Source organism: Streptomyces sp. SID11385, assembly GCF_010548245.1.
In the GTDB taxonomy this organism is placed as follows: domain Bacteria; phylum Actinomycetota; class Actinomycetes; order Streptomycetales; family Streptomycetaceae; genus Streptomyces.
In genome coordinates, this window is sequence record NZ_JAAGLR010000116.1 from 1 (window position 1) to 11,135 (window position 11,135).

Below are 11,135 nucleotides of genomic sequence, written 5' to 3' on the forward strand. Positions count from 1 at the left end.
CGGCCGGGGTCGCGACGAGCGCCGCGCGGGCCGCCGCGCGCGGCATCGCCTTCGGCACCTGCCCCGCCGTGGAGCAGATGCCGCGCAGTGTGCGGTGCGGGACGGTCGAGGTGCCGCTCGACTACGCGCACCCGGACGGCGAGCAGATCCGCCTCACGGTGAGCCGGATCGCGGCGACGGGGGCGCCCGCGAAGGCGGGAGGCAAGCGCACGAAGCGGCAGGGCGCGCTGCTCTTCAACCCGGGCGGGCCGGGCGGTTCCGGGATGTACTTCCCGCTGCTCGGCGCGTACCCGGAGTGGAAGAAGCTCGCCGCCGCCTACGACTTCGTCGGCTGGGCGCCGCGCGGGGTGGGGCGCTCGGCGCCGCTGAGCTGCCAGGACCCGAAGGAGTACGCGAAGGCCCCGGACACCTCGCCCGTCCTGCCGGACGACGCGTACAAGCGGGCCCGGCTCGCGCGCGCCGAGGCGTACGCGAAGGGCTGCGCGAAGCGGGCGGGCGCGAAGCTGCGCCACTACACCTCGCTGGACAACGCGCGCGACCTCGAAGTGCTGCGCGCGGCGCTCGGCGAGCAGGACCTCAACTTCATGGGCGCCTCGTACGGCACGTACCTCGGCGGCCTGTACGCGACGCTCTTCCCCGGCCACGTGCGGCGCATGGTCCTCGACTCGGCGGTCAATCCCGATCCCGAACAGATCTGGTACCGCAACAATCTCGATCAGTCCCTCGCCTTCGAGCAGCGCTGGAACGACTTCACCGACTGGATCGCGCAGCACGACGACGCCTACCACCTCGGCACGAGCGGCACGGCGGTACGGGCCGCGTACGACAAGGTCCGCGAACGCCTCGCCACGCACCCGGCGGGCGGCCGGGTGGGCCCCGCCCAGCTCCAGGCCGCTTTCCTCAAGGCCGCGTACTACGACGACTACTGGGCCTCGCGCGCCGAGGTGCTCTCGCGGCTCGTGGTCGGCAAGGACGACAAGCCGCTCCTGAAGCTCGCCGCGCCGCTGACCCCCGCGGCGGCGAAGGAGGACGAGAACGGGACGGCGGTGTACACGGCCGTCGAGTGCAACGACGCGGCGTGGCCGACGGACTTCGCGACGTGGGACAGGGACAACACGCACCTGGCCTCGGTCGCCCCCTTCGAGACCTGGGACAACGCCTGGATGAACCTCCCCTGCGCCTCCTGGCCGGCGCCGCGCCAGCGCCCGCTGGACATCGGCGTGCGCCCCGGCGTCCTGCCCCCGACCCTGATCCTCGCCGCCGAGCGCGACGCGGCGACCCCGTACGAGGGAGCCCTGGAACTGCGCCGTCGCCTCAGCGGCGCGGCCCTCGTCACGGAGCGCGGCGCGGGCACGCACGGCATCGCGGGCGGTGCCAACGACTGCGTCAACGCGGCGGTCGACACGTACCTCCTGACGGGCCGCGTCCCCGGCAACGGCACCCTGGACTGCGCCCCCCACAAGGAACCGAAGCCGGCCACTCCCCCCGAGGCCGACGGCCGGACGAGCGGCACGGCGACAAAGGGCCCGGAGAGCGCCACGACGGCGGACAACCCGCGGAACGGCACGGCGGCCGACGACACCCCGGAGAGCGGCAGCGTGGTGGGAAGGGCCCGGGAGGCACTGCGGGAGAGGTGAGAGAGAGCCCCCACCCCCACGCGAAGGCCCCGCCCCTCCCCGGGCGGGGCCTTCACATGCCGCGCCGGACGTGGTCCGGGCGGCCTTCGACAAGCTGCGGCGCCGCTCAGCGGCCCCCGCGGCGGAATCTCAGGCCAGGCCCTGCACCAGTTCGGCCACCGAGCGGCGGCGGCCCGTGTAGAAGGGGACCTCCTCGCGGACGTGGCGGCGGGCCTCGGAGGCGCGCAGGTGGCGCATGAGGTCGACGATGCGGTGCAGTTCGTCGGCCTCGAAGGCAAGGATCCACTCGTAGTCGCCGAGCGAGAACGACGCCACGGTGTTGGCGCGCACGTCGGGGAAGCCGCGGGCCATCTTGCCGTGGTCGGCGAGCATCGTGCGGCGCTCCTCGTCGGGCAGCAGGTACCACTCGTACGAGCGCACGAAGGGGTACACGCTGACGTAGGCGCGCGCGTTCTCGTCGGCGAGGAACGCCGGGATGTGGGACTTGTTGAACTCCGCCGGGCGGTGCAGCGCCATGTTCGACCAGACCGGCTCCAGGGCGCGGCCGAGGCGGGTGCGGCGGAAGAGGTTGTACGCCTCCTGGAGCGCGTCCGAGGTCTCGGCGTGCCACCAGATCATCAGGTCGGCGTCGGCGCGGAGCCCGGAGACGTCGTACGTGCCGCGCACGGTGACGTCCTTCGCGGCGAGCTGGTCGAAGAGGTCCTGGACCTCCTCGGCGTACCCGGCCCGGTCCTCGGGCAGCACGTCGCGGAGCTTGAAGACGGACCACAGGGTGTAGCGGATGACCTCGTTGAGGTCCTTGGCCTTCTTGCCCGCGTTGGGGATCTTCTCAGGAGCAGCACTCATGCTCTCTATTCTCCTTCTTCACTTTCCGCCGTCCGACCCGGGCTGCCTGATGGCGTCGGCTTCGCCTCCGGGAGCGCCCGAGACGGTGCCGAGCCGCCCGACGTGCTCGGTCACTCGTTCCTCGTGACCTGCGCGCGACGGGCGGCTCGGCACCGTCGCGCTCCCTTCGGCTCAGCCGACGCGCAGCAGCCCGTCCACCGCCGCCCGCGCGCTCGCCACGCACGCCGGGATGCCCACCCCGTCGTACGCCGCGCCGCACACCGCGAGGCCGGGGAGCTTCGCGACGTGGTCGCGTACGCGGGCGACGCGGCTCTCGTGGCCCACCGGGTACTGCGGCAGGCCGTCGTTCCAGCGCGTCACGACGGAGGCGACGGGGCGCGCGTCGAGGCCCGTGGCGAGGCGCAGGTCGCGGCGCGAGAGGCTCACGAGTTCCGCGTCGTCGCGCGCGAGGTCGGCGGTGTCGCCGTGCCGTCCGAGCGAGGTGCGCAGCACGAGCAGCTCGGGGTTCTCCTCCTCCACCCACGCCCACTTCTGGCTGCTGAACGTCGACGCCTTGATCGTGCGCCCGTCGACGGGCGGGACGAGGAAGCCGCTGCTGCCCGCGGGCAGCGCGGCCGTGTCGGAGCGGCGGTACGCGAGCGTGACGAGCGCCATCGAGGCGTACTCGACCGCGCGCAGTTCGGCCGCCGCCGCCGGGGACTCCGCGTCGAGCAGACGCGCGGCGCGCGGCGCGGGCAGCGCGAGGACGACCGCGTCCGCTTCGAGGACGCTGCCGTCGGTGAGGACGACGCGCCAGGCATCGGGTGTGCGGCGCAGTTCCTCGGCGGCCGTCCCGGTCCGGATCTCGCCGCCCCGGTCGCGCACGGTGCGGGCCACCGCGAGCGGCAGCGTGCCGAGACCGCCCTTGAGCCCCTGGAAGACCGGGCCGCCCGGCTGCCTGCCGCCCGCGCCGTTCGCCGCGTTCGCCTGCGCGGCGCGCACCGCGTCGGTCAGCCGCGGGTGCTCCTGGACGGTCTTCCACAGCTGCGGTACGGCGGCGCGCATCGAGATGCGGTACGCGTTGCCCGCGTAGACCCCGCCGAGCAGCGGTTCCACGAGCCGGTCCACGACCTCGCGGCCCAGGCGGCGCGCCACATACTCGCCGATCGCGACGTCGTCGCCCAGCTCCTCGGGCGGCAGCTCCGCCTCCGCCTCGATCCGCCGCAGTCCCTCCTCCGAGAGCACCCCCGCGAGGCTTCCCGCCTCGGCGGGGACGCCCATGACGTGTCCCTTGGGCATCGGGCGCAGCGCGTCGCGCGTCCACAGCGAGGCGCTCGCCGCGTTCGGCGGCTGGAGCTTGTGGCCGAGCCCGGCGGCGCGCGCGAGGGCGACGGCCTCGGGGCGGCGGGCGAGCATCGACTCGGCGCCGAGGTCGACCCGTACGCCCTCGATCTCGCCCGAGCGCAGCTTGCCGCCGAGCCGCGCGGCGGCCTCCACGAGCGTCACGCGGGCTCCGGCGTCGAGCGCGTGCAGCGCGGCGGCGAGACCGGTGATGCCGCCGCCGAGGACGAGCAGGCGGGGAGCGGTACCGGGCGCGGGCACGCCGGGGGACGGCGCGGGGGACGGTGAGGAAGTGGCGGAGACGGGGGTGCTGCTGGGGACTTCGCTCATGGGTCCACTTTCTCACCGTACGGACAGCGACCGCCGGGAGGGTCGGGCTTGTGGGGGCGGGCGTGGGGGGCGCGCGCCGCGGTGCCGCGCTTCCGTCCCGTGTCCGCCTCGTGACCGCTTCGGTACCGGCCGGGGCGATCGCCGCGACGCCCTTCTCCGTCCAGAGAACAAAGCCCCGCCACCGGGGCCCGTGGACGAGGGGGAAGCATGACGACGACACGCGGAACGGGCAGAGGGCACGGGCGGTACGGGGCGGGCCGCGCCCGGCTGCTCGCGGTGCTCGCGCTGCCGCTCACCGCCGTGCTCGTGCTGGGCGGCTGCTCGGCGAGCGACGGCGACGACAGTGCGGGCGGCTCGAACGCCAAGCGGGCCGCGGCGGACGGGGCGAACGGCGGACAGGCCACCGCGGAGCGCGCGGACGGCGCGAAGTCCGGTGGTGGCGCGGGAAAGACCGTGAAGGCGGACGCCCCGACGCCCAAGGGCCTGCACCTGATCCGTACCGCCACGATGCGGGTACGGGTCGAGGACGTGGCCGAGGAGACGGAGCGCGCCCGTGCCGCCGCCGCCGACGCGGGCGGTTTCGTGGGCGAGGAGACGACGACGGGCGCGGGCGGCGGCCGTGAACGCTCCCAGCTCACGCTGCGCGTACCCGTGGACTCCTTCGACACAGTGCACCGGACGCTCGCCGACGGGCCCGGCAAGCTCCTCAGCGACCAGGTGCGCTCGCAGGACGTGTCCTCGCAGGTCGTCGACGTCGACAGCCGCGTGCGGACCATGCGGGCGAGCGTGAACCGCGTCCGGGCGCTCATGGACGACGCGACGAAGATCGCCGACGTGACAGCGCTGGAGAGCGAACTGAGCACGCGCGAGGCCGACTTGGAGTCGCTGCTCGCCCAGCAGGCGGGGCTGGCGGACCGTACGTCCCTCTCGACCCTCACCCTCACCGTCGAGGGCCCGGACGCCCCGGCGGCGAAGAAGGAGAAGGACGCCACGGGCTTCGGCGACGCCCTCTCCGGCGGCTGGCACGCGCTCGCCGCGACGGTGCGCGTCCTCGGCGTCGTGCTCGGCGCGCTCCTGCCGTTCCTCGCGGTGGCGGCCGTGGCGCTGCTCCTGGCCTGGGCGGCGCGCGGGGCGGTACGGGGACGGCGAGGACGTACGGCGGACGCGGCGACCACGCGCACACCCGAAGCCGCACCCGAAGCCGACGCCGAGCCCACGCCCGCGCCGGAAGCCGGCCCCGCGCCCGAAGCCACCGCCGCGTCCGAAGCCGCCCCCGCGACTCCCGGCGCCGCCACCCCCGAGCCCCCCGCACGCCCCTGATCACCCCGCGTAGCCTGCCCGCATGAGTGAACGACTGGTCGTCATCGGCGGCGACGCGACGGGGATGGCGGCGGCCTCGCAGGCGCGCCGGCTCAAGGGCCCGGACGAGCTGGAGATCATCGCTTTCGAACGCGGGCGGCACACCTCGTACTCGGCCTGCGGCATCCCCTACTGGGTCGGCGGGGACGTCGCGGGCCCGGAGGACCTCGTGGCGCGGACGCCCGAGGAGCACCGGGCCCGCGACATCGACCTGCGCACGGGGACGGAGGTGACCGAACTCGACGTCGAGGGGCGGCGGGTGCGGGCGCGCGAGCTGGACTCGGGCGGCGAGTACTGGACCTCGTACGACAAGCTGGTCATCGCGACCGGCGCGGCGCCGCTGCGCCCCGACCTGCCCGGGATCGACGCGCCCGGCGTGCACGGCGTGCAGACGCTCGACGACGGCGAACGGCTGCTCGCGACGCTGACCCGGGCGCGCGGGAAGCGGGCCGTCGTCGTCGGGGCCGGGTACATCGGCGTCGAGATGGCCGAGGCGCTGATCCGGCGCGGCTACGAGGTGACCGTCGTCAACCACGCGCCGCAGCCCATGACGACGCTCGACCCGGACATGGGCGCGCTCGTCGACGAGGCGATGCGCGGCATGGGCATCACGATGGTCAACGGGACGGCGGTGACCGCGCTCGGCACCGGGCACGACGGGCACGTGAACGCGGTGCGCACCGACGAGGCGGAGTACCCCGCCGACGTCGTCGTGCTCGGTCTCGGCGTGCGGCCGCAGACCGATCTGGCGCGCGCCGCCGGCCTCCCGCTCGGCCCGGCCGGCGGGCTGCTCACGGACCTCGCGATGCGGGTGCGCGGCCATGAGGAGATCTACGCGGGCGGCGACTGCGTCGAGGTCCTGGACCTGCTCGCCGGGCGCACCCGGCACATCGCGCTCGGCACGCACGCGAACAAGCACGGCCAGGTCATCGGCTCCAACATCGGCGGCGGCTACGCGACGTTCCCGGGCGTCGTGGGCACCGCGGTGAGCAAGGTGTGCGAGCTGGAGATCGGGCGTACGGGGCTGCGCGAGCGGGACGCGGCGGCGGCCGGGTACCAGTTCGTGAGCGTGACGATCGAGTCGACGAGCCGCGCGGGCTACTACCCCGACGCCACCCCCATGACGGTCAAGATGCTCGCCGAGCGGATCACCGGGCGCCTTCTGGGCACGCAGATCGTCGGCCGCGAGGGCGCGGGCAAACGCGTGGACATCGCGGCGGTCGCGCTGACGGCCGGGATGACGGTCGAGCAGATGACGGCTCTCGACCTGGGCTACGCGCCGCCGTTCTCGCCGGTGTGGGACCCCGTGCTCGTCGCGGCCCGCAAGGCGGTCAAGGCGGTACGGGCGGCGGGTTGAGCGGGGGGCGGGGCGGCGGTACGGGGGCGGGGCCGCCCCGTGCCCGTACCGCCGCCCCGCCCTCGTACCGCCGCGTCCCTGCCGTCAGCGCCGGGAGCGCTCGTGCACGTCCGCGACGAGGTCCGTCAGGACGCCGGGGTCCGTCGTGGGGAGCACGCCGTGGCCGAGGTTGAAGATGTGCCCCTCCAGGCCGCGGGCCGCGTCCAGGACCTCCGTCGTCTTCTCGCGGATCGCGGCCTCGTCGGCGAAGAGCACCGCCGGGTCCAGGTTGCCCTGGAGCGCCTTGCCCGGGCCGACGCGCCGGGCCGCCTCGTCGAGCGGCACACGCCAGTCCACGCCCACGACGTCCGCGCCCGCCTCGCCGAGGTCGTGGAGCAGTTCGCCCGTCCCGACGCCGAAGTGGATGCGCGGCACGCCGTACCCGGCGACCGCGGCGAAGACCTTCGCGCTCGCGGGCCGGACGTAGCGGCGGTAGTCGGCCGGGGAGAGTGCGCCGACCCAGGAGTCGAAGAGCTGCACGGCCGAGGCGCCCGCCTCGATCTGCACCTTGAGGAAGCCGATCGTGATGTCGGCGAGGCGGTCCAGGAGCCGGGCCCACAGCTCGGGCTGCCCGTACATGAGCGCCTTGGTGCGCTCGTGGTTGCGCGAGGGACCGCCCTCGACGAGGTAGCTCGCGAGGGTGAAAGGCGCACCCGCGAAGCCGATGAGCGGGGTCGCGCCGAGTTCGGCGGTGAGGAGCCCGACGGCCTCGGTCACGTACGAGACGTCCTCGGGCACGAGGGGGCGCAGCCGCGTGAGGTCGGCCTCGGTGCGGATGGGGTCCGCGATGACCGGGCCCACGCCGGGCTTGATGTCGAGATCGATCCCGATCGCCTTGAGCGGCACGACGATGTCGCTGAAGTAGACGGCCGCGTCGACCTTGTGCCGCCGGACCGGCTGCATCGTGATCTCGACGATGAGATCGGGCCGCGCGCAGGACTCCAGCATCGGCACGCCCTCGCGCACCTTCAGATACTCGGGCAGCGACCGCCCGGCCTGCCGCATGAACCACACGGGCGTGTACGGAACGGCTTCACGCCGACACGCCTTGAGGAAGACGGAGTCGCGGAGGGAGGGGGACGGCGTCATGTCGTTGTCACTCACGCTGACAAGTTTGTCATTCTCCCAGCGCCCCTTTGTCAGCCCGCCCTGCCTTCGGACACTGCCCCCGCTCCTCCAGCCTCTCTGGGGGAGCGGGGCACGGGGCGGAGCCCCATAAATCAGCCCCTCCGGCGTTTGAGGAGCGGGGTCCGGGGCAGAGCCCCGCGAGGCGACCCGCGCCGGGGGCCAAACTCCCCGCCACACGGCGAGCACCCCCCGCTCCCCCGCGCGAAAGCGCATACGCTTCGCCGCATGCCTGCTGCGCCTGACGCTCCGGACCCCCAGAAGACCCCGGCGGACTTCGGCGCCGCCGTCGCGGCGTTGCGCGCAGCGCGACCACGCCCCGAGATCGAGCTGTCCACCACCCGTGCCCCCCAGCGCCTCGCTCCCTGGGCCTACGCGCTGGAGGCCGCCGTCGTCGGCGGCGAGGACGAGGATCTCGCCGACGGGCGGCTCGTGCTGCTCCACGACCCCGCCGGGCACGAGGCGTGGAAGGGCCGCTTCCGTCTCGTCACGCTCGTCCGCGCCGAGCTGGAGCCGGAGCTGGCCGCCGACCCGCTGCTCCCCGAGGTGTGCTGGTCCTGGCTGACCGGCGCCTTCACCTCGCGCGGGCTCGCGTACGGGGAGGCGGGCGGCACGGTGACGCGGGCCAGCTCGCACTACTTCGGCGGCCTGCGCGAGCGCCCCGCCGCCTCGCAGATCGAGATCCGCGCCTCCTGGACCCCGCGCGAGTCGCCGAGCGGTGTGCCCGACACGACGGCGCACCTCGCGGCCTGGTGCGAGCTGCTCTCGCAGGTCGCCGGTCTCCCGCCGGCGACGGGCCCGGGCGAGGCCGCGGTGGTCTCGCTGCCGCAGCGCAGGGGCCCGCGTTCCTGACGGCGAGCGGGCCGGACAGCGGGTGGGGCGGACCGCGTGCCCGGTGGTCGACTTCGGCGCAAGAGGCTGCGGGCCGCTTGCCCGCAAGTCGGTCCCGGCGCAAGGGGCTGACGATTACGGATCGGTTACGGACCGGTAGGGGATGACATGACGTCGTTCACGAACGGATGACACGCGGGACCTGATTCGTTCGAGTTCTCGTTCCGATCTCTTCGCGATCGAAAACCCGTCCTAATCATTCTGTTTTTTCCTCCCTCGTTCGTGATCATCCCCTAAAGGACTCCCGGCGTGCTGCCGACATTCATTTCGACCTTGTCGGCACGGTTCGCCCGGCTTCTTCCCCGGCCGGGGCCGTCCCGCTCCTTTCCCCCACCACAGGAGGCCCGGTGTCCGTTCTTCTTGAGCAGCCCGCAAGCCTGGTCGCCTACCGTCCGAACAAGCCGACCGCGATGGTCGTCGTGGCCGACCCCCGGGTGCGCTCCACGGTCACCCGGCACCTCTGGGCGCTCGGCGTACGCGACGTCATCGAAGCCTCGTCCATCGCCGAGGCCCGTCCCCGCATCGGCAACCCGCGCGACATCTGCGTGGCCGATGTCCACCTGCCCGACGGTTCCGGGCTCACCCTCCTCTCCGAGACCCGCGCCGCGGGCTGGCCCAACGGGCTCGCCCTCTCCGCGGCCGACGACATCGGTGCCGTGCGCAACGCCCTCGCGGGCGGGGTCAAGGGCTACGTCGTCACCGGCACCCGTACCAACGTCGGGCTTCCCGGCCGCCCCGGCGCGGCCCAGCTCGGCGCCGCTTCCCGCGCCCACCGTCGCCCCCCGGGTACCCCGAGCCACCCGGGCGGCTACCGCGAGCTGTCGGGTCGCGAGGTCGAGGTGCTCAGACTGGTCGCGGAGGGCCAGTCCAACAAGGCCATCGGCGTCTCGATGGGCCTGTCCGCACTGACCGTCAAGAGCCACCTCGCCCGGATCGCGCGCAAGCTCGGCACGGGCGACCGCGCCGGAATGGTCGCCGTGGCCCTGCGCACTGGCATCATCCACTGAATCCCCGAGCCCCTCAGCTCCTCAGCCCCTCGGTGGCTCCTCAGCACCTCGGTCCTTTCAGCCATCGAGTACCCGAGTCCCCCACCCCGTCCCCCAGGGAGGCCATCGGCGGAACATTCCGTCGGTGGCCTCCGGCACGTCCCCGGATACCCTTGACCGGTGACCGATGCCACCGACGCCCAAGACAGCCCAGCAGCCACCGCACCGCAGGTCTCCGGGACGGACCCCGGGCCCGCCGAAGGCGCCGCGCATCCGGCACCGGTCCCCCTCCTCGAACCCCGCGAGGGCATTCCCCCCGTCATCGCGGACCCCGAGAGCCTCGCCACCGCCGTCGCCGCCTTCGCGAGCGGCAGCGGGCCCGTCGCCGTCGACGCCGAGCGGGCCTCCGGCTACCGCTACGGCCAGCGCGCCTACCTCGTCCAACTGCGGCGCGAGGGCGCGGGCACGGCGCTCATCGACCCCGTGGCCTGCCCCGACCTCTCCGGGCTCGGCGCGGCGCTCGCCTCCGCCGAGTGGGACCTGCACGCGGCGACGCAGGACCTGCCCTGCCTGCGCGAGATCGGCATGGTCCCGCACTCCCTCTTCGACACGGAGCTGGCCGGACGGCTCGCGGGCTTCCCGCGCGTCGGGCTCGGCGCGATGGTCGAGAGCGTCCTCGGCTACACGCTGGAGAAGGGGCACTCGGCCGTCGACTGGTCGACCCGTCCGCTGCCCGAGCCCTGGCTGCGGTACGCGGCGCTCGACGTCGAACTCCTCGTGGACCTGCGCGACGCGCTGGAGAAGGAGCTGAAGCGGCAGGGGAAGCTGGAGTGGGCGCTGGAGGAGTTCGACGCGATCGCCTCCGCACCGCCCCCGGCCCCGCGCAAGGACCCCTGGCGCCGCACCTCGGGGATGCACCGCGTGCGCAGGCGCCGTCAGCTCGCGGTCGTACGGGAGCTGTGGACGCTGCGCGACCGCATCGCGCGGCGGCGCGACGTCTCGCCCGGCAAGGTCCTGCCCGATGCCGCGATCGTCGAGGCCGCGCTCGCCGTCCCGGTGAACGTGCACGCGCTCGGCGCGCTCCCCGCCTTCGGGCAGCGCGCGCAGAAGCGGCAGCTCGACCAGTGGCAGGCGGCGATCGACCGGGCCAGGGAGCTGCCCGACAGCGAGCTTCCGCAGCCGGGCGCCTCGGTCGCCGGGCCCCCGCCGCCGCGCGCCTGGGCCGACCGCGACCCGGAGGCCGCG

At 74.3% G+C, this 11,135-nt stretch carries 9 protein-coding genes; 6 read left to right on the forward strand and 3 right to left on the reverse strand.

The features are described 5' to 3' along the window. The coding region (locus G3I42_RS03940; RefSeq protein WP_239096250.1) for an alpha/beta hydrolase at nucleotides 1-1,637 on the forward strand (1,637 nt) is incomplete at its 5' end. A gap of 129 nt (nucleotides 1,638-1,766) precedes the next feature. On the opposite strand, the gene hemQ is transcribed toward G3I42_RS03940, so the two are convergent. Then, nucleotides 1,767-2,483, reverse strand: a complete 717-nt coding sequence (hemQ, locus tag G3I42_RS03945; protein WP_164282449.1) for a hydrogen peroxide-dependent heme synthase — start codon at nucleotides 2,481-2,483, stop codon at nucleotides 1,767-1,769. Nucleotides 2,484-2,654: 171 nt separating this feature from the next. After that, on the reverse strand, nucleotides 2,655-4,133 hold the full coding sequence (gene hemG / locus G3I42_RS03950) for a protoporphyrinogen oxidase (RefSeq protein WP_164282450.1): 1,479 nt from the start codon (nucleotides 4,131-4,133) through the stop codon (nucleotides 2,655-2,657). A gap of 207 nt (nucleotides 4,134-4,340) precedes the next feature. Here hemG and G3I42_RS03955 point away from each other — a divergent pair, with 207 nt between their 5' ends. Together G3I42_RS03955 and G3I42_RS03960 are read left to right on the forward strand one after the other, a co-directional pair. Further along, nucleotides 4,341-5,453 carry a DUF4349 domain-containing protein gene (locus G3I42_RS03955; protein WP_164282451.1) on the forward strand — a complete coding sequence of 371 codons (1,113 nt, stop codon included), beginning with the start codon at nucleotides 4,341-4,343 and terminating at the stop codon, nucleotides 5,451-5,453. 22 nt (nucleotides 5,454-5,475) lie between these two features. Continuing rightward, the gene (locus tag G3I42_RS03960; RefSeq protein ID WP_164282452.1) at nucleotides 5,476-6,849 is read left to right on the forward strand and encodes an FAD-dependent oxidoreductase; all 1,374 of its coding nucleotides are present in this window, start codon (nucleotides 5,476-5,478) and stop codon (nucleotides 6,847-6,849) included. An 84-nt stretch (nucleotides 6,850-6,933) separates the two neighbouring features. Here the strand turns inward: G3I42_RS03960 and hemE are convergent, their stop codons facing one another. After that, nucleotides 6,934-7,977 carry a uroporphyrinogen decarboxylase gene (gene hemE / locus G3I42_RS03965; RefSeq protein WP_164282456.1) on the reverse strand — a complete coding sequence of 348 codons (1,044 nt, stop codon included), beginning with the start codon at nucleotides 7,975-7,977 and terminating at the stop codon, nucleotides 6,934-6,936. A gap of 264 nt (nucleotides 7,978-8,241) precedes the next feature. Here hemE and G3I42_RS03970 point away from each other — a divergent pair, with 264 nt between their 5' ends. The 3 genes from G3I42_RS03970 to G3I42_RS03980 all read left to right on the forward strand — a co-directional run. Beyond that, nucleotides 8,242-8,865: a DUF3000 domain-containing protein gene (locus G3I42_RS03970; protein ID WP_164282453.1), complete on the forward strand. Its 624-nt coding sequence runs from the start codon at nucleotides 8,242-8,244 to the stop codon at nucleotides 8,863-8,865. A 386-nt stretch (nucleotides 8,866-9,251) separates the two neighbouring features. Further along, nucleotides 9,252-9,911: a response regulator transcription factor gene (locus G3I42_RS03975; protein WP_164282454.1), complete on the forward strand. Its 660-nt coding sequence runs from the start codon at nucleotides 9,252-9,254 to the stop codon at nucleotides 9,909-9,911. Between the two features lie 159 nt (nucleotides 9,912-10,070). Next, on the forward strand, nucleotides 10,071-11,135 hold a 1,065-nt coding region (locus tag G3I42_RS03980; RefSeq protein WP_164282455.1), incomplete at its 3' end, for an HRDC domain-containing protein.